At 61.0% G+C, this 18,359-nt stretch carries 20 protein-coding genes; 9 read left to right on the top strand and 11 right to left on the bottom strand.

Annotated elements, in window-relative coordinates; all coding sequences use genetic code 11:
* Window positions 1–46 precede the first annotated feature (46 nt).
* Genes HJC04_RS24910 through argE form a run of 3 tightly spaced genes read right to left on the bottom strand, consistent with a single transcriptional unit; the run spans window position 47 to window position 2,514 of the window.
* A complete protein-coding gene (locus tag HJC04_RS24910; protein ID WP_210631777.1) occupies window positions 47–400 on the bottom strand; it encodes a cupin domain-containing protein in 354 nt (117 codons plus the stop codon).
* A 41-nt stretch (window positions 401–441) separates the two neighbouring features.
* Complete coding sequence (locus tag HJC04_RS24915; RefSeq protein ID WP_221147357.1) at window positions 442–1,365, bottom strand: glyoxylate/hydroxypyruvate reductase A; 924 nt, start codon at window positions 1,363–1,365, stop codon at window positions 442–444.
* A 24-nt stretch (window positions 1,366–1,389) separates the two neighbouring features.
* The gene (gene argE / locus HJC04_RS24920) at window positions 1,390–2,514 is read right to left on the bottom strand and encodes an acetylornithine deacetylase (protein ID WP_221147358.1); all 1,125 of its coding nucleotides are present in this window, start codon (window positions 2,512–2,514) and stop codon (window positions 1,390–1,392) included.
* A gap of 261 nt (window positions 2,515–2,775) precedes the next feature.
* On the opposite strand from argE, the gene HJC04_RS24925 reads away from it, so the two are divergent.
* The gene (locus HJC04_RS24925) at window positions 2,776–3,678 is read left to right on the top strand and encodes a GNAT family N-acetyltransferase (RefSeq protein ID WP_210631780.1); all 903 of its coding nucleotides are present in this window, start codon (window positions 2,776–2,778) and stop codon (window positions 3,676–3,678) included.
* A 7-nt stretch (window positions 3,679–3,685) separates the two neighbouring features.
* Here HJC04_RS24925 and HJC04_RS31940 read toward each other — a convergent pair whose 3' ends face one another.
* Both HJC04_RS31940 and HJC04_RS24930 read right to left on the bottom strand, forming a co-directional pair.
* Window positions 3,686–3,883 (bottom strand): hypothetical protein, encoded by a 198-nt coding sequence (locus HJC04_RS31940; RefSeq protein ID WP_311044472.1) that lies wholly within the window; start codon window positions 3,881–3,883, stop codon window positions 3,686–3,688.
* A 154-nt stretch (window positions 3,884–4,037) separates the two neighbouring features.
* Complete coding sequence (locus HJC04_RS24930) at window positions 4,038–4,349, bottom strand: hypothetical protein (protein WP_210632198.1); 312 nt, start codon at window positions 4,347–4,349, stop codon at window positions 4,038–4,040.
* A gap of 314 nt (window positions 4,350–4,663) precedes the next feature.
* On the opposite strand from HJC04_RS24930, the gene HJC04_RS24935 reads away from it, so the two are divergent.
* Both HJC04_RS24935 and HJC04_RS24940 read left to right on the top strand, forming a co-directional pair.
* On the top strand, window positions 4,664–5,569 hold the full coding sequence (locus HJC04_RS24935) for a LysR substrate-binding domain-containing protein (RefSeq protein WP_210631782.1): 906 nt from the start codon (window positions 4,664–4,666) through the stop codon (window positions 5,567–5,569).
* A 56-nt stretch (window positions 5,570–5,625) separates the two neighbouring features.
* Window positions 5,626–6,756: an HPP family protein gene (locus tag HJC04_RS24940; protein WP_221147359.1), complete on the top strand. Its 1,131-nt coding sequence runs from the start codon at window positions 5,626–5,628 to the stop codon at window positions 6,754–6,756.
* A gap of 83 nt (window positions 6,757–6,839) precedes the next feature.
* Here HJC04_RS24940 and HJC04_RS24945 read toward each other — a convergent pair whose 3' ends face one another.
* The 4 genes from HJC04_RS24945 to HJC04_RS24960 form a co-directional block, all read right to left on the bottom strand.
* The gene (locus HJC04_RS24945; RefSeq protein WP_221123434.1) at window positions 6,840–9,887 is read right to left on the bottom strand and encodes an FAD-binding and (Fe-S)-binding domain-containing protein; all 3,048 of its coding nucleotides are present in this window, start codon (window positions 9,885–9,887) and stop codon (window positions 6,840–6,842) included.
* A gap of 232 nt (window positions 9,888–10,119) precedes the next feature.
* Window positions 10,120–10,371 (bottom strand): hypothetical protein, encoded by a 252-nt coding sequence (locus tag HJC04_RS24950; RefSeq protein ID WP_210631785.1) that lies wholly within the window; start codon window positions 10,369–10,371, stop codon window positions 10,120–10,122.
* 57 nt (window positions 10,372–10,428) lie between these two features.
* Window positions 10,429–12,057: a chaperonin GroEL gene (gene groL / locus HJC04_RS24955; protein ID WP_210631786.1), complete on the bottom strand. Its 1,629-nt coding sequence runs from the start codon at window positions 12,055–12,057 to the stop codon at window positions 10,429–10,431.
* 150 nt (window positions 12,058–12,207) lie between these two features.
* Window positions 12,208–12,522, bottom strand: coding sequence for a co-chaperone GroES (locus HJC04_RS24960; protein ID WP_210631787.1), 315 nt, complete (start codon window positions 12,520–12,522; stop codon window positions 12,208–12,210).
* Between the two features lie 351 nt (window positions 12,523–12,873).
* Here HJC04_RS24960 and HJC04_RS24965 point away from each other — a divergent pair, with 351 nt between their 5' ends.
* The 6 genes from HJC04_RS24965 to HJC04_RS24990 all read left to right on the top strand — a co-directional run bounded on the left by HJC04_RS24965 (window position 12,874) and on the right by HJC04_RS24990 (window position 17,606).
* The gene (locus HJC04_RS24965) at window positions 12,874–13,164 is read left to right on the top strand and encodes a hypothetical protein (protein ID WP_210631788.1); all 291 of its coding nucleotides are present in this window, start codon (window positions 12,874–12,876) and stop codon (window positions 13,162–13,164) included.
* Window positions 13,165–13,271: 107 nt separating this feature from the next.
* Window positions 13,272–13,628: a hypothetical protein gene (locus HJC04_RS24970; protein WP_210631789.1), complete on the top strand. Its 357-nt coding sequence runs from the start codon at window positions 13,272–13,274 to the stop codon at window positions 13,626–13,628.
* Between the two features lie 69 nt (window positions 13,629–13,697).
* On the top strand, window positions 13,698–14,021 hold the full coding sequence (locus HJC04_RS24975; protein WP_210631790.1) for a DUF2934 domain-containing protein: 324 nt from the start codon (window positions 13,698–13,700) through the stop codon (window positions 14,019–14,021).
* A 5-nt stretch (window positions 14,022–14,026) separates the two neighbouring features.
* Window positions 14,027–14,446, top strand: coding sequence for an HD domain-containing protein (locus HJC04_RS24980; protein WP_210631791.1), 420 nt, complete (start codon window positions 14,027–14,029; stop codon window positions 14,444–14,446).
* Between the two features lie 198 nt (window positions 14,447–14,644).
* Window positions 14,645–17,011 (top strand): PAS-domain containing protein, encoded by a 2,367-nt coding sequence (locus HJC04_RS24985; protein ID WP_409078121.1) that lies wholly within the window; start codon window positions 14,645–14,647, stop codon window positions 17,009–17,011.
* Window positions 17,012–17,096: 85 nt separating this feature from the next.
* Window positions 17,097–17,606 carry an HIT family protein gene (locus HJC04_RS24990; RefSeq protein WP_221147361.1) on the top strand — a complete coding sequence of 170 codons (510 nt, stop codon included), beginning with the start codon at window positions 17,097–17,099 and terminating at the stop codon, window positions 17,604–17,606.
* Here the strand turns inward: HJC04_RS24990 and HJC04_RS24995 are convergent.
* The gene (locus HJC04_RS24995) at window positions 17,603–18,025 is read right to left on the bottom strand and encodes a type II toxin-antitoxin system VapC family toxin (protein WP_221147362.1); all 423 of its coding nucleotides are present in this window, start codon (window positions 18,023–18,025) and stop codon (window positions 17,603–17,605) included. The genes HJC04_RS24990 and HJC04_RS24995 overlap by 4 nt on opposite strands.
* A complete protein-coding gene (locus tag HJC04_RS25000; protein ID WP_210631794.1) occupies window positions 18,025–18,267 on the bottom strand; it encodes a type II toxin-antitoxin system Phd/YefM family antitoxin in 243 nt (80 codons plus the stop codon). The genes HJC04_RS24995 and HJC04_RS25000 overlap by 1 nt, the downstream gene beginning before the upstream one ends.
* Window positions 18,268–18,359: the final 92 nt, after the last annotated feature.

The following is an 18,359-nucleotide window of genomic DNA, read 5'->3' on the forward strand; positions in this document are numbered from 1 at the left end:
GCCCGGCGCCGCGCTGCCCGCGCAGAGAGGACAGCCGCCCGCCAGCTCACGTCACTGTCACGTAGATCTTGCGCACCGTCTCGATCGTCTTCCAGACGCCGATAAAGCCCGGCTTCATGACGAAGCTGTCGCCGGCCCTGTAGACCACCGGTTCTCCGCCTTCCGGCGTGAGTTCGACCAGACCGGACAGAATATGGCAGAACTCGAACGTCTCGCCCTTGATCGAACGCGTCTCACCGGGCGTCGCCTCCCATATGCCGGTATGAACCGTCTCTGCGCGAGCGACATCCTGTGCCCAGGTCTTGAAGGTGGGATTGCCCGCGATCAGGCGCTCGGGAAGGGGGCCGGACTCGCGCGGCGGATGGGATGGGTTGGCGTCGATGGTCTTGAGCAAAGACATTGTTTTCCTTTCCGGGGTGCAGATTTGTGTGGCGAGATAGATCAGTAGCCGCGGCTGCGATCGACCAGCCCGATCGGATCGAGGCCGGATTGATGCCGTTTGATGTTGCCGATCACGGCGGCCGCCGCGGTTTCGGCTTGAGTGACGCTGGCGATATGCGGCGTCAGCAGAATTTTCGGATGATTCCAGAAGGCGTGGCCCGGTGGCAGCGGCTCCGGATCGGTAACGTCGACGACGGCGCCGGAGAGATGCCCGGTGTCGAGCGCGCCGACGAGCGCCTGATGATCGAGCTGGGCGCCGCGGCCGGCATGAACGAGTGCGGCCCCGGCGGGAAGCCTGGCGAAGAGCTCGGCATTCAGGAAGCCGCGCGTCTCCTCGGTCAGCGGCAGCATGCAGACCAGAATATCGGTGGTGGCAAGCAGGGTCTGCAGCCACTTGCCGCCGCTGAGGCACCGAACGCCCTCGATCGCGCGCGGGGTGCGGCTCCAGCCGGACAGCGGGAAGCCGAAGGGGCGCAAACTCTCAAGCACTGCGCTTCCCAGCATGCCAAGCCCCAGCACCCCGACGCGGCGTTTCGCGGCCTGAACGGGTGGGATCGGCTGCCAGATCCCGCGCCGCTGCTGGTCGAGATAGGCCGGCAGATCGCGATGGAGTGCGAGGACGGCCAGCGTCACATATTCCTGCATCATCCTGACGATGCCGTCCTCGACCATGCGCACCACCTTGACCTGCGCCGGCACGGCGTCGATGCGGAACTGATCGATGCCGGCGCCGATCGAAAACAGGATTTCGAGATTGCGGTAGCGCGCGAGATCATCCGGCACGGTCCAGGTGATGAGGTAGCGCACCGCCTCCGGTTCGACCGACGCCGGATCCGTGACGAAGTCTATGTCGGGAAGGTCGCGCGCGAAGGCCTCAGCGAATACGGCGCCCCGCTTCGCATCGGAATTGAAGAGAAAGGTCATTGCATCGGCTCCTTGATCTGACGGTCAGGCGATGCAATGTCGGGCGAGTGCCTCGATCATCGCCTGGCAGGCCAGGAGTTCGCCCTTGAGGATGAATTCGTCCGGCCGGTGAGCACGGGCGATATCGCCCGGCCCGCAGATGATCGCATCCATCCCGGCGCGCTGAAAAAGGCCGGCCTCGGTGCCGTAGCTGACGGCGGCGAGCGGCTCGCTACCGGTAAGTTCGCCAAGCAAGCGCGCAAGTGGCGCATCGGCGGCAAGCGACAGCGCCGGATAGGCGCTGAGTTCGCGCCATTCCACTTGGAAGCCGCGTTGCGGTAGCGCCTCGGCCACGGCCCGCAGCGGCGCAAGCAGCGTGGCCGGGTCGATTCCGGAAATAGCCCTGGCCTCGAACTCGGCCTCGCAGCTATCGGGAATGATGTTGACCGCCTGGCCGCCCTTCAATGTGCCGACCTGGAGCGAGGAATAGGGCGGTTCGAACACATGCTCGAACGGACCATGCGTCAGCCGTTCGGCTTCGGCGCTAGCGCAAGCCAAAACCTCGGTCATGGCGTGGATGGCATTCAGTCCCTGTTCCGGGCGCGAGGAATGGCCGGAGCGGCCCATGACAGTCAGCCGAGCGGCTGCCTTGCCCTTGTGGGCCCGGATCGCCCGCATGCCGCTCGGCTCGCCGATGATCGCGCCGAGCGGACGTGCGCAGAGCTTAGGCAGGCGCGCGATCATGTGCGGGACACCGCGGCAGCCTGCCTCCTCATCGTAGGAAAAAGCGAGGTGGATGGGCCGGCGGAGCCCTGCCGCCGCGAGCGCGGGGGCGGCGGCAAGCATGACGGCGAGAAAGCCCTTCATGTCGGTGGTTCCGCGACCGTAAAGGCGGTCCTTTTCGGCGCGCAGGCGGAACGGATCGCTGCTCCACCCGCCCTCGGCGGCGGGAACGACATCCATATGGCCGGAGAGAATGTAGCCGGGGCTCTCCCTTGGGCCGATCGTCACGAAGAGGTTCGACCGGTCCCCCTCAGGGCCGGGAAGCTCGGTGGCGGCAATGCCGTGACTTTGCAGGTACTGCCGGATCCAGGTGACGATTGCGCCGTTGGGTGTGCCGACGATGGAGGAAAAGCCGACAAGCCTTTCGAGGATTTCAATTGCCTGCATGAGCCTCCTCACTGCACGGATGGATCGAATTGCCGCCGGGCTTTGGCCATCACGGCGCCGTCGGCGCTCGGGATCTGGTCAATGACTGTAGAGGCCTGCCCCGGCTTTATTTGCCGAAAGTGCCTCGGATTTGGACGATTGTTGTGTTCGCGCGGGCTTCGCCAGTGAATTGTATCGCACGAACCGTCCTAATCTGGATAACGAAGTTTCAGGAGGGCGCTTTCCCTATGGATTGGCCGGACATGCGCGAGGAGGGCGGGAGTGAGTGCACTGACATCCGAATCCAGATTGGTCGACAGTTTCGAGACGCGCATTGCCGGGATCGACAGTGTCGACCTCGACAAGCTGCATGCGCTGTCGATGTCCGTTGCCTGGCCGCATCGCCGTGAAGACTGGCAGTTCCTGCGGGAATTCGGCCAGGGCATCGCGGCCATAGATGAAATCGGCCGCATCCTCGGCTCTGCGATGTGGTTTCCCTATGATGAACGGTTCGCCACGATCGGTATGGTCATCACTTCGCCGCGCCTGCAGGCCAATGGCGCCGGGCAATGGCTGATGCGCCACGCGCTCGACCAGGTTGCCGGGCGTAATCTTGGGCTGAACGCGACGCGGGCGGCGCGACGCCTTTATTTGTCGTTGGATTTTGTCCGTGAAGCGCCCGTCTTTCAATGCCAGGGTGAAGCGATAGCGCCACCGGATGTGGAGTTGCCGCCCGGTGCCGCGATACGGCCTGTGGAAGCTGAAGATCTGGAGGCGATCGCAGAACTGGATCGCGTGGCCTTCGGCACGGACCGCACGCCGCTTCTGGCTCGGCTCATGGGACATTCCAAGGGCATCGTGTTGGTTCGCGCCGGCCGGATCGAGGCCTTCTCGCTTTGCCGAAGGTTCGGGCGCGGCCATGTCGTCGGCCCGGTGGTGGCCGCCAGTGACGCAGACGCGATTGCTGTCGTCCATCCGCATGCGCTCGAGCATGCGGGGTTATTCCTGCGCCTCGATACGCGCGAGAAAGTCGGGATATTTGCCGATTTTCTCTCCCGCTGCGGCCTTGCTGTCTTTGACTTCGTGACAACCATGTCGCTGGGCGCCCCTTGGCTTCCAATTCCGGGCGGTCATGTCGGGCATCGGCCGAAAACCTATGCGCTGGTCAGCCAGGCGCTCGGCTGACGGGGAATTAAGCGCCGGGATAAATGGGCGTGGCGTCCGCAGCCTTGATACGTTCGACCTCGGGTCGGAAGGAACGATATTGCCACAGTCCTTCCGCCGTTTCCCGCCGGTATACGGTCTCGAGCCAGAACACCGTGTCATCGATTGGCGGGACAGGATGCCAGGCATACCACTCCGACCAGATCCTCTCTCGCTGACTCGATATTCATCGCCCTCTCCCATTCTTGAAGCGATCCGCTTCGAAAAATATTCAGAAGGAGAGAATTATATTGCGAAACTATTCTGTCACGAAGATCGTTGTTGGCGTCGCGCGAAGCTGCTCAGCCATCGTCTCACTGCGGCTGGCGCGCATGACGGCCTCAGCCAATCGAGCGTAGCCCGAGATAGGCGGCCAGGCTAACGGCAGCAAGGGCGATGGTCAGCCTGGGGCGGGCGTCGTCGAACATTGCCGCCAGCATAAGGCAGAGCATCAGCACGACAGATTTTGCCCAGAGATTTTGGTCGGAGACGGTGAAGGCGACTGCCGCCAGAAAGACCGCGCTTGCGACGACCGTCACGGGAGCGGATTTCTCAGCGAGATCGCCGCCGGAAAAATACGGCAGAAGAAAACGCCGCATGCTGAGGCCTGAAGCGACGCTCAGAAGAAGGCAGGTCAGGACTAGGTGCAGCATATGGTCGGCGCCGGTCGTTCTACAGATCAGCATTGAGACGCAATCTCCATGCCAGCCGTAAAACGCCCGGTAGCCGAGCCGATGCAGCGATTGGCGTGGCTATTTCGGCGGCGTCTCGATCTTTTTTTCGGCAATCACTTGGCTGTCTGGCCTGCGGATGGCGCGGACATTTTTAATGAGAAGGTCGAGCCGGGAGCCTTCACGCGCTGCCCCGATTCCGTTGTTTCGCCTGGGCCTAAACCCGCTTGAGCTCGGGTGATGATTTTTATATAGAGAACAATGACTCGCTTTAATTCCGGAAAAGAGATCTTTCATTGGACCTTTCGTCAATCGAGATATTCCTCGCCGTTGCCAGCGATCGCAGCGTTACCAAGGCCGCCAAGGCGGTCGGGCGGGTGCCGTCGAATGTGACGACGCGCATCCAGCAACTGGAGGAGGACCTTGGTGCATGCCTGTTCAGCCGTGACGGCAAGAAGATGACGCTGACACGGGAGGGCGAAACCTTTCTCGCCTATGCCAACCGGCTGATGGCGCTGGCGCTTGAAGCGCGTCAAGCCGTGCGGCCTCTTGCTCCATCGGGAACATTGCGGGTCGGCACGATGGAAAGTACGGCGGCAAGCAGGCTGCCGGCGGCGTTGACGCAATTCAATCAGATGTGGCCCGACGTGTCGCTGCATCTGACGATGGGCGCGTCTCGCGATCTCGCCCGCGATGTTCTGGCCGATGTGCTGGATTGCGCGCTGATTGCCCGGCCACCGAAGGCGATGCGGGAGGAGGATTTGGAGTTCGATGCCGAACTCAAGGCGCTGGAGATGGAGACGGTCTTCGTCGAAGATCTGTTGATCGTGCTGCCGTCCGGGCATCCCGCCATCAAATCCGCGGCCGACATGCGTATCGGGTCGCTCGCGGCTTTGGAACCCGGCTGCACCTATCGCCGGATTGCCGAAGACTGGGCGCGCAAATCGAGCGACCTGCCGACGAGCCAGCACGGTTCCTATCATGCGATCCTGGCGAGCGTTGCGACCGGGAATACGGCGGGTGTGATGCCAAGGTCCGTTCTCGATCTCATGCACTGGCCGACCGCCGTTCAGACCCATCAGCTCGGGCCGGTCGAGACCCTGCTGGTCTACCGCAAGGATCATTGCCCCAGTGCCTTCAGCGCCTTCCATGAGGTGCTTGGTGCAACCAAAGGCAGAGATGTCAGGCTGGCAACAAACTAGCGCCTGGGTCTCTTCCTTCGCCCTCCAGATAATTCTCATTCATCATTGGTCTTCGCATGCAGTTACCCGTTTCACCGAAGGTGGGGCCGAGCCGTTTTCGCCGCTTTCGCTTGTTTTCGCCCATTCTGGCCGGCGCAACGCTAAGAGAACGATTAATTGCCTGTTTCGGCGCCTTGCTGGGCATCGGTCTCACCGGCGTCATCAGCGGTTATCTGTTCGGTCAGGGGCCGCATCTTCCGCTGATCGTCGCACCGATGGGGGCGTCGGCGGTGCTGCTTTTCGCCGTGCCGGCAAGCCCGTTGGCGCAGCCTTGGTCGATCATCGGCGGCAATACGATTTCCGCCACGATGGGCATCATTGCCGCGTATTTCATTCGTGATCCGATCATTGCGACGGGCGTCGGCGTTTCGCTGGCCATCGGGGCGATGTCGTTCACGCGATGCCTGCATCCGCCGGGAGGGGCTGCGGCACTGACCGCCGTGCTCGGCGGCCCCGTCGTTGCCGGCTGGGGATTCGTCTTTCCCTTCGTGCCGGTCGCTTTGAACTCCTGCATACTCGTCGGGCTCGGGCTGCTGTTCCACAAGCTTTTCAGGCGGAACTATCCGCACGTCGTTCCTAAGCCGGCGGAAAACACCCACCAGACGATCGATCCGCCATCTGCTGTGCGGGTGGGCTTTCGCGAGGAGGATGTCGACGCCGCCCTTGAAGCGCTCGACGAAACCTTCGATATCGACCGGGCCGACCTCGGGCGACTGCTGCAGCAGGTCGAGCTGCAGGCAGCCATCCGATCAAACGACAAGATCAGCTGCGCCGATATCATGTCGCGTGACGTGATCGCCATCGGTGAGGCGTCTGGGCCGGACGCCGCGCGGCATCTTCTTTTGAAGCATAATATCCGTACCTTGCCGGTGAAGGATCCGGAAGGCCGTCTGATCGGCACTGTCGGCTTGCGTGAATTGTTTGCTGACGGCGATACGATTGCCCATGCGATCTCCAAACCGGCGACGGCGAGAGCTTCAGATGCGGCTCTGTCGCTCCTGCCAGTTCTGACGGACGGGCGCACCCATGCCGTCATCATTGTCGACGACGACCACCGGATCCTCGGCCTGATATCGCAGACCGACCTTTTGAGCGCCGTGGCGCGGCTGCTGCCGAATGACGGCGACACGATCGCGGCCGTGGCGTGAGCTTGTCGAGCGGCTCGGATTGCCGCCGGAGATCTCGCTGTCACAGGCTGCATGCTGCGTCGTCATTTCCGCGAAGTTGCCGTCTACAACTGCGGGACTTCGGACGTTTCCGAAATGATCCCGGCGATGACCTGGAACGGATGTGGAATGCGCTTCGCGTCAATTTCCTTCACCTGCGACCGGCAGGAATATCCTGTCGCCATAAGGATATCGGTATCGCCGGCCGCATCGACTTCCGGTTTCCAGCTCATCGCGTAGAGGCGTTCGGAGATCGGGCGGTTGCGGGCCTCGTGCCCGAAGGTGCCGGCCATGCCGCAACAGCCGGTTTGCGCAACCTGAAGGTCAATGCCAAGGCTTTCGAAGATCTTTTGCCATTGTGCGACGGAGGCCGGCGCATTGGTGCGTTCGGTGCAATGAGGCATCAAGCGGAAGCTGTTGCCCTTGACGACCGAAGGGGAAGCGGCGAGCCGGTCGAGATTGGCGGCGAGCCATTCCTGGGGAAGAAGGACTGCCGCCTTCAGCATTCCTTTATACTCGCTGCGGAAGGCGAGCGTCATCGACGGATCGAGGCCGACAAGCGTCATTCCGGCATCATCGAGCTGCTGAAGATAGCCTGCTGTCCGTTGGGCTGCATCGGCGAAGCGTCCGAGATAGCCATGCACATGCAGGGCTTTGCCATTGACATGGGAGGCCGCGAGAAGGGGTGAGAAGCCTGATTTCCTGGCGAGAACGATTGCGGCGAGTGCAACGTCAGGATCGAAATAGGCGGTAAAGCTGTCGGCGACGAAGACCACGCTCCGCTGCCTTTCACCCGGCGACAGCGCTTCGATCGTCTGAGCGGTCGCAAGCGGCACGCCGAGGCGGGCGGCTTCCTTTGCCAGTGAGATTTGCGGCAGACGCGGCAGCGAGGTCAGCCCCACCACACGCATCAACCTTCTGCCGACCCGCGTGCCGACGACCATGTTGTAGGCGGGGCGGATGCGCTGGACGAGCGGCAGGGTCGTCTCGATCGCCGCGACCAGCGGGTCCTTCAGCGGACGGAGATAACGTCCGTAGTAGAGTTCCAGGAATTTCGAGCGGAAGGCCGGCACGCTGACCTTCACCGGGCATTGCCCGGCGCAGGCCTTGCAGGCGAGACAGGTCTCCATCGCCGCGCGCACCTCATGGGAAAAATCGTCCCGATTTGCCGGGCTCAGCGAGTTGAAGGCGCGTCGCGCGAGGCTCGCGAGCGGAGCGCTTCGCCGCAGGCGCGTTGCCTCATCGCGGGGATCGATGCCATTTTCGGCAAGCAGCCTCAACCATTCCCGCATCAGCGCGGCACGGCCCTTGGGCGAAAAGCGCCGGTCGCGCGTCGCCTTGTAGGAGGGGCACATCGGGCTCGTTTCGTCGAAATCGAAACAGGCGCCATTGCCGTTGCAATAGGCGGCATTGTCGAAGGCGGAGCGGATCTGGTTGCCGATGATACGGTCGGTATCTCCCCGCAGCGGGACATCGTCGATCTTTGTCAGCGCCTCTGACGAAGGCGTGGCAATCTTGCCCGGATTGAGCCGGTTATCCGGATCGAAAGCCCGCTTGATTTCCTGCAGGCAGGGATAAAGATCGCCGAAGAATTCAGGCACATATTCCGAACGCACCCCTTTGCCGTGCTCTCCCCAGAGCACGCCGCCATATTTGCGGGTGAGCGTCACCGCGGCGTCGCTGATCTCCCGAACCAGCCGGACATGAGCGTCGCGGGTGAGGTCAAGGGCTGGCCGCACGTGCAGCACGCCGGCATCGACATGGCCGAACATGCCGTAGGAAAGGCCAGCGCCATCGAGAAGGGCGCGGAATTCGCGAATATAGGCCGCCAGATTTTCCGGCGGCACGGCCGTATCCTCGACGAAGGCGACAGGCCTGACCGGCCCCTCCACATTTCCGAGCAGGCCAACGGCGCGCTTGCGCATCGACCAGATCGCCTCGACCTCAGCATGGCCTCGGGCAATCGTGTAACCGGCATGGCGGGTGCTTATGCCGGCGTCGAGAGCTGCGGTCACTTCCGAGAGCTTGCGTTCGAGCTCCTCCTCGTCGTCGGCGAGGACTTCGACGATATTGATGCCATCGGTCACCGCGTCCGGTTCATCCGGAAAAAAGCGGGCGATGCCGGTCCAGACGATGTCGCGTCTCGCAAGACCAAGTACTTTCTCATCGATGGTCTCCACCGAGGCGACCTTCAGCGCCGCGAGATCGCGGGCGTCTTCCAGGGCGGTATTGAAATCGCCATAGCGGATATTGATCAGCGCCGCATGAGCGGGGATCGGCAGAAGGTTGAGTTCGGCTTCGGCGATCAAAGCCAGCGTTCCCTCCGATCCGCAGAGAACGGCGTTGAGGTCGAAGCATCCGTCGTCGCGCCTGACATGGGCGAGGTCGTAGCCGGTCATGTAGCGATTGAGTTTCGGGAAAACCTCAGTGATCCGGTCCCGCTTTTCGCGTGTGATCCGCTCCACCGTTCTGTGGATCTCGCCGACGCGGTCCTTACCTGCGACGATCTCATCGAGCGCTTCCGCATCGAGCGGGCGCGACCAAAAATCGGAGCCGTCCACCAGCACGATGCGCAATCCGAGAATATGGTTGCTGGTCTTGCCGTAGAGGCAGGAACCCTGGCCACAGGCGTCGGTGGAGATCATGCCGCCGATCGTGGCGCGGTTGGAGGTGGAGAGTTCGGGCGCGAAAAAGAGACCGTAAGGTTTCAGCGCCTGGTTCAACTGATCCTTGACGACGCCCGCCTGCACGCGCGCGACCCTGCGGACGGGATCGATTTCGAGAATGGACCTCATGTGCCGCGAACAATCCACCACCACGCCAGATGTCAGGGATTGCCCGTTCGTGCCGGTGCCGCCGCCGCGCGGTGCAATACTTATTCCGCGGAACGTGGGTTCTGCCAGCACGGACGCTAGGTGCTGCAGGTCTTCTACGCCTCGCGGAAAAAGGATGCCCGTCGGCTCAAGCTGGTAAATGGAATTGTCGGTCGAAAATACGGTTCGGCTGGCCGGGCCGGTCTCGATGTCGCCCTCGAATCCCGCTTCGACGAGCCGCTGGAAAAACCCTGTGGCGGGGAGGGCGAGGGTAACCTTCGGCTGGAGGCGTGGAATCATTGCGAACCTTCAGAATGCACTCGAACTCTGTCACTAGCGCATCAGCCCCAGAATCGGAATCGATTTCCGAGGGCGATGTGAGGATCAAGTGCCACGGCTCCTTGCAGCGGCTGATAAAACGCGCAACGCCAGTCCCAGTCCCAGTCCCAGTCCCAGTCCCAGTCCCTGTCCCTGTCCGTGTGCGCGGCGGAGGCTGCATTATATCAGCCTTCGCCGTGACGGTTCCGTGCAGTCAGTGAGCAGCCGGTGGGCGTCCGTTTGTCTCGAAGAGACCGCGAGCCGCCTCGACCATCGCCTGCAGATGATTGGGATCGCGCACGCCCTGTCGGTAGAGCTCGATGATGATGCTCGCCATTCGTTCGGCTTCGTCGCTGTCTCTTGCCACTGCGTAATCGGCGCTGAGCTTGTCGAAGACGCGCTGGCAGGTTTCGAGATCGCGGGAGTCCAGCGGCACCTGCGATCGGTTTAGGATCGTTTGAACCATCTTCATTCCCTCGGAAAAGGCCCGCCAGGCGTGTCCAGGCGAGCCTGCGGCCTTGTCTTAAAAGTCCATACCGGCGCCGGGGGGCATCGCCGGAGGAGCATCCTTCTTCGGCTTTTCGGCGATCATCGCTTCCGTCGTCACCAGCAGGCCGGCGATGGAAGATGCGTCCTGTAGCGCGGTGCGGACGACCTTGGCCGGATCGATGACGCCCTGCGCGTAGAGATCGCCGAATTCGCCGGTCTGAGCGTTCCAGCCATAGGAAAATTCGCTCTTCTCGCGCAGCTTGCCGACAACTACCGAACCTTCGGCGCCGGCGTTTTCGGCGATCTGGCGAGCCGGGGCCTCGAGCGCACGGCGCACGATTTCGACGCCGACCCGCTGATCGTCATTGGCAGTCTTCAAATTGTCGAGTGCCTTGACAGCGCGCAGCAGCGCCACACCGCCACCGGGCAGGATGCCCTCCTCGACCGCCGCGCGTGTTGCATGCAGCGCGTCGTCGACGCGATCCTTCTTCTCCTTCACCTCGACTTCCGTCGAGCCGCCGACGCGGATGACGGCAACACCGCCGGCGAGCTTGGCAAGACGTTCCTGCAGCTTCTCGCGATCGTAGTCGGAGGTGGTTTCTTCAATCTGGGCCTTGATCTGGGCGATGCGGCCTGAAATCTCCTCCTTCGAACCGACGCCGTCGATGATGGTCGTGTTTTCCTTCTCGACCGTGATCTTTTTTGCCCGGCCGAGCATATTGAGCGTCACATTCTCAAGCTTGATGCCGAGATCTTCGGAGATGACGGTGCCGCCGGTCAGGATGGCGATGTCTTCAAGCATGGCCTTGCGGCGGTCGCCGAAGCCAGGCGCCTTGACGGCAGCGATCTTCAGGCCGCCGCGCAGCTTGTTGACGACCAAGGTCGCAAGGGCTTCTCCTTCGACGTCTTCAGCGATGATGAGGAGCGGCTTGCCGGACTGAACCACGGCTTCGAGGATCGGCAGCATCGCCTGCAGGTTCGACAGCTTCTTCTCATGAATGAGAATATAGGGATCCTCGAATTCGACCCGCATCTTGTCGGCATTGGTGACGAAATAGGGGCTCAAATAGCCGCGGTCGAACTGCATGCCTTCGACGACCTCGAGTTCGGTTTCGGCGGTCTTGGCTTCTTCAACGGTGATGACGCCGTCATTGCCGACCTTTTGCACGGCCTCCGCCAGGAAGCGGCCGATTTCCGCATCGCCATTGGCGGAGATGGTGCCGACCTGGGCAATTTCGGCATTGTTGGATATCTTGCGGGCGTTGGCCTTCAGTTCTTCGACGATAGCGCTGACGGCGAGATCGATGCCGCGTTTCAGGTCCATCGGGTTCATGCCTGATGTCACGGCCTTGGCGCCCTCCTTGACGATCGCCTGGGCGAGCACCGTCGCAGTCGTGGTGCCGTCGCCGGCGATGTCGCTGGTCTTCGAAGCGACTTCGCGGACCATCTGGGCACCCATGTTTTCGAACTTGTCTTCGAGCTCGATTTCCTTGGCAACCGAAACGCCGTCCTTGGTGATGCGCGGCGCGCCGAACGACTTGTCGATCACGACGTTACGGCCTTTCGGACCCAGTGTCACCTTTACGGCGTTGGCCAGGATGTCGACACCGCGCAGCATTTTTTCGCGGGCTTCGACGCTGAATTTGACTTCTTTAGCAGCCATGTCCTCACTCCTTCATCGGCAGCTAGCGCATGTCGCCAAGTGTACAGCGGTTTTGCGAGAACGACATGCGAAGAAATTAAGATCCAAAGCGCGAGGGACGACCCTCAGAGATCGCAACGCGCTTTAGCGTTGACTTCCGACTTGATGGACTCAGGCGGCCTCTTTCCGCTCGCTCTGAGCTTCGATGATACCCATCACGTCGCTTTCCTTCATGATCAGCAGGTCTTCGCCATCGATCTTGATCTCCGTGCCGGACCACTTGCCGAACAGGATGCGATCGCCGACCTTGACGTCGAGTGCCTGGATTTGGCCGGCATCGTCGCGTGCGCCGGGACCGACGGCGATGACCTCGCCTTCCTGCGGCTTTTCCCTGGCGGTGTCGGGAATGATGATGCCGCCCTTGGTCTTTTCCTCGGAATCGACGCGGCGGACGAGAATGCGGTCATGAAGCGGTCGGAACGACATGTCTTCCTCCATAGACAAACAATGACGACGGTGTCGGTGCTGGCCGGACCGGATTGATGAGATCCGGACGGGTGCAAGTCGCGCGCATTGCGCGAATGATCTGGTTCGAGCGTTTTTCGATTTCAAGAGGAGCAGGAGAAAAATTAGCACTCTCTGCTGTCGACTGCTAGCAACTCTCCCGGGAACAGAAGCCCCCTTCCTGCGTTCGACATAATGAAGATAGTCGTCCCCTCGTCTCGAAGGCGAGTTCAAACTGCACAAGGCTTGAATCCGGATGTCGGCGTTCCTAGCTCTCTGGCGATCGAGGCTCGATGAGCTCGATCACCGTCCCACGTCTTAGGAGTGAGTGACATGGAAGAGAAGACCAATATAATCAAAGACCTCAGTATCGAGGAACGCGAGGAGATCTTCGTCGATATCGCTCGCACGCTGGAGGATACGGCGCGTGAGGCTCTTGTCGAAGGCAATACGCAATTTGCCGTGCTCTCCAACAACATGGCCGAAGCGATCCGCGTCAATGCCGACGAACTCGCCAGGGACGATCCCGAGAATGCCGAGCGCGTGTTGCTCCAGGCAACGGCGATGATCTCGCAGTTCGAGGCCGTGCACCCCTATCGCATGGTAAGCATGGCCGTTCACTGATTGCCGGCAGGACGGCTTGGCTTGGCCGCCCGCTCGAATCAATCGCCAGCATGCGGAACTCTCGCGGCTGGCGGAGGTTATTGGATCACAGCATCGAAAGGTGATCCATGACCACTTCCCCAACCAACATCTCACCCGAGAGTGGAACCGACGATGCGCGCTCCTTCGACACGCAGCAAGCTGAGGCCGATCGCCAGGCGGCATTGGAAGCCGCCCGCTGCAATGTGCGTTCGACGTTGGATCGCGAGAGCGGCACCGAGACCCCAAGCCTGAAACTGGCGAGGGAGTATCTCAGTCTCGGCGGGCGGCGCCGGTCCAAGATCGACGACAACATCACCACTGTTCGTCAATGGAATGAGGATCCCCCGGCGGCCGAACGCTTTTGGAAAGAGCGAGTGGAGACGCTTTCAAAGGATCAGCGCAAACAGGTGGAGGATTTTCTTCCGACCATCAACACGCCTTGAAGATGGCCGCCCGGCTCGTCGCCGCCCGCCAAATTGAGTAGCGAGGTCAGGTCGAAACTGGAGAAGATCATGGCCATAGATAAACACGAGCAGATACGCCGGCGCGCCTATGAAATCTGGGAAGCCGAAGGCCGCCCTGAAGGTTCGGACCTGCGTCACTGGATGCAAGCTTGCGACGAACTGGCTGGCGAAGACGAGCATGAGACGCTGCAAGACCTGCTTGATCAAGACGACAGAGATGATGCGGCCTTGCTGCAAGGAGCCGGGGAAAGCGGTGATCTCGATCCGCCGCGAGCCGACCTTGGTGTTGCCGGCTCCACGACGCCCGATATCGAGATAACAACCGGGGAGAACCCTTCCCGGCGAAAAATCAGAAGGACCGAAGGACCGTAACCGCCATGCAGCATCTCGACCATGCCATGCAAATCGCCTTAGAGGCGCATGAAGGGCAGGTGGACAAGACCGGGCGGCCATTCTTTGAGCATTGCCAGCGGGTCGCGCTTCTCGTGTCGGGAGACGAGGCGCGAACGGTTGCCTATCTTCACGACGTCGCCGAAAAAGGCAGTGGCTGGACGCTCGACAGGTTAAGGGAGGAAGGCTTCCCGCCGGCGATCATCTCTGCGGTGGATGCCTTGACGCGGCGGCCCGAGGAGCCTGACGACGAATTCGTCAGACGCGCCGCATCGAATTCGCTGGCCCTGCCAGTCAAACAGGCGGACCTTGAAGACAATCTCCGACAGGCCGAACAAGCCGGCAAGAAAACCGAAAAATACCAGCGCGGTCTGGATCTCCTGCACGACATCCGGAACGAACGCTAGGTCTGTTCGGGCGGTGCCGGCGAAAGTCCCGAAGAATGTCTGCCGTGCGTCCTCTTGCATCACCGGATATTTTCCGCCTCGCTCGCAACCATTCTTCAACCATAGAAAGCGGAGCACCCTGAGGCCGACCTGAGGTGAGGGTCGTGTTAACCGGTACGACCTATAGTCGCGTCCATGTGGATGAACGAGGGAACGGTCGTGTCCGGCGAACTGCACACAATCTTGGCAATGGATGGCACGTTGGCAGGCCTGCAGGGTGTCGGCGACGCCCTCGAGCGACATGGTATCGTGCTGCGCGTTCACCTCGACCGAGCTGAGTTTCACGAATGCGCCGCCAAACGACCGCTGCCGGCGCTCATTCTGCTGGACGCCCTGTCGCCGGAGGGAGGTGGGCTCGAAGACTGCCGGCGTTTCAAATCAAAGCCTATAACGTGTGATATTCCAGTCATCATTCTGGTCTCGCCGGAGGACGAGGAGAGCCGGATCGGAGGGCTTGCCGCCGGTGCGGTGGATTGCGTTTCCAACCTTGTCTCCGCCGCGGAGCTCGTCGCCCGCATTAAGCGACATATCGAGCTCGGCGCAGTCCACGCGCGCCTGCAGCGGCGCAACGAGCAACTCGATACGGCACTTGCCAGCATGGGACAAGGCGTCTGCCTGTTCGACGAGGCCGGCCGGCTGCTGCTTTCAAACAACCGTTATGCCGAAGTCTACGGACTTGATCCCTCCGTCATCCATCCGGGACAGTCACTCAAGGACATCCTCAACCTGAGACAGGGGGTCGGCGCCGTTCCCGCCACCTCGACCTCGGAATATCTCGCCTGGGCCGAAGCGACCAATAGGGGCGATACGCCTCGGGATTGGATCAAGGAACTCAAGTCGGGCCAGATCATCCGCGGCTATCATCAGCGCACGTCGGACGGCGGATGGGTATCGACCCACGAGGATATCACGCAGGCCTGGCAGGCTGAAAAGGCCCTTGCGAAGGCGCATGTCCAGGCAGAACGCGCCGAGCAGGAGGCGCGGGCAGCGCATTCACGTCTTCTGGCGGCTTTCGAAGTCGTCCCGGAAGGTCTCGTCCTATTCGACGAGGAAGACCGCTTCGTCCTCTGGAACCAGAGATATGAGCAGCTTTACGCCGAAAGCGGCGATATGCTCGTAAAAGGCATGCGCTTCGAAGACCGCCTGCGTGCTGGCCTCGAGCGCGGCCAATATCCGGAAGCGGTCGGACGCGAAGAGGAATGGCTGGCGGAAAGGCTGGCCCATCATGCAAAGCCCACCAGCAAACACGAGCAGCGCCTACCCGGAAACCGCTGGATACGGATCGAAGAACGCCAGATCTCCGAAGGCGGCAGCGTCGGCATACGTGTCGACATTACCGATCTCAAGATGCAGGAGGCATCGTTCAGGCTGCTGTTCGAAGGCAACCCGATGCCGATGTGGGTTTACGATCATGAAACGTTGAGATTTCTCCACGTAAACCAAGCCGCCATCGATCACTACGGCTATCGTCTGGAGCAATTCCTGACGATGCGACTATCCGACATCGAGGCGCAGGAATCCAATCCGCCGCAGGCCGTCGTTTTCGATGTCGAGGATCCTGCTTCGTCCCGCTCTTGCCGCCATCTCAAGGGAGATGGCGCGGCCATCGAGGTCACCGTCTATTCCACCTGCTTGAACTACAAGGGCCAGGCGGCATCGCTGATGGCTGTCGTCGACGTCACCGAGGCCAAGCGCGCCGAAAAGGCATTGCTGCAGCACCGTGACACGCTTGAAGAGATGGTGCGCTCCCGCACGGTCGAACTGGCGCGGCAGACAGAAGAGCTCGAACGGATGCTCGAACAGGAAAAGCAGATCAACGAATTGCAGCGGCAGTTCGTCTCGATGGCGTCGCATGAATTCCGCACCCCGCTTGCGGTGATCGACGGCGCGGCGCAACGGCTCATTCGGCGCAAAGAGGCAGCGACGCCGGAGTTTCTTTGCGAAAAAGCCGATCAGATCCGCAGCTCGGTTTCGCGCATGCTCGAACTGATGGAAAGTATTCTTGCTGCCGGGCGGCTGGACCATGGCAGGATCACCATCGTGCACAAGCCGTGCTCGATCGCGGAAATCATCGAAATCTGCCGCGCCCGCCAGGAGAGCATCCGGCGCACCCACCGTTTTCTGCTTGACCTCGATCGGCTTCCTCCGACCATCTATGGGGATCATCCTGCGCTCGACCAGGTCTTCAGCAATCTCTTCTCGAACGCCGTGAAATACGCACCGGATTCGCCGAACGTCCACGTCACCGGATGGCAGGAAGGGGACAGCGTTTGCATCACTGTCCGCGACGAAGGCATCGGCATCGACGCCGATGACCTCCCGAAGATGTTCCAGCGTTATTTCCGTGCCAGAAGTTCCACGGGCATTGCCGGCACTGGCATCGGCCTTAATCTCGTCAAGCAGATCATCGAGCTTCACGGCGGATCGATAGAAGTGACAAGCAGCCGCGGGGACGGCACGACGTTTACGCTTCGGATTCCGATCGGCGCGGAGGTGCCAGATCAGTTGCGTGTCGCTGCCGGATAGGCAGACGGCATCTTCTCCGAGCGGCGGCGGCCTTCGCTGTTGGTCGCATTGTTTAGCGCTCGCCGCTGGGAGATGGAGGTTCAGAATGATCGATCGCCAACCCTTCGATCTCAAGACCTATGTGCGCGACATTGCGACGCGGCCATGCTTTATCTGCGGCTTGATCGAGAATGATCCGGCTTGTTTTCATCATCGTATTTTCGAAGACGATGAGACGATTATCTTCCTGAGCAAATATCAGACACTGCCCGGTTATTGCCTTGTCTGCCCGAGAGAACATCGGGAGGATTTGGCGCAAGACATGTCGACCGATGAGTATCTTCGACTGCAGGAGAAGGTGCACCTTTTGTCTCGTGCGCTGAAAAGCGTCTTCGATGCTGAACGAATTTACGTGCTTTCGCTCGGCAGCCGGCAGGCCAATAGTCACTTGCATTTTCATGTCGTTCCTTTGCCTGCAGGTCTACCTCTTGAGAAGCAGCAATACCATGCGTTGATGGCGGAACATGGCGTTCTGCAGATGCCCGAAAATGAAATGGCGGAGCTGGCGCGGCGGATCGCTGAAGCATATCACGCAGAGGGGACTAATCGTTGTTAGACTTCACGTCGTTCGAGTGGCCCGAGGATGGTGATGCCTTCGTTGCGCGCCGCGTCCTCCATCTTTCGATCGGCTGTGGCCAGAGGCAGGCCATCCGCTTTCGCAAGGGCAACATAACTCGCGTCATATGCCGTGAGTGCATAGCGGTTTGCCAGATGAAGTATCAATCCGTCTCCTCCTGATCCGGCGTCCTCCAAGGACAGGCCCCGCAATTGCGTCATCAGCAGCACCGCTTCGCCGGATCGAAGCCGTCCACGTCGCTCCGCCATCAGAAACAGATTACGGGTTTCGAACCAGAACAAGGTCGGTACTAATCCAACCGTCGTGTTGAGATCGGACATAAGCCGGTCGGCAGCATCGTGCTGCTCATCAGGGAGAAACCACGCTGCGGCGATCGAGGCGTCAAGGACAAAGGTCATCAGTAACGTCGGCCTTCGTCACGCCACTCGCGGATTTCTTCCTGCGTCGTGAATTGACGGCTGGCACGTTGAGCTTTGATCTCGGCGATCAGTGCAGCGATATCGTTTTCGCGGCGAATGCGCGAAAGCCGAGCAACCGGCTTGTTGCCGCGGGAGATGATAACCTCTTCGCCGGCCTCGACCTTGGCGAGTAGTTCTGACAGATGGGTCTTTGCTTCAGCGACTTTGACTGTGACCGCCATGACGGCCTCCCCTGCTGTTGCGTTTATTGTCGAGCGGGCGCCACAGCGGCCTGCCGATATCTTGAGCGATGATAGGCTTCGAATTGCAACTT

Source organism: Rhizobium sp. NLR8a (assembly GCF_019685235.1).
Lineage (GTDB): Bacteria > Pseudomonadota > Alphaproteobacteria > Rhizobiales > Rhizobiaceae > Rhizobium.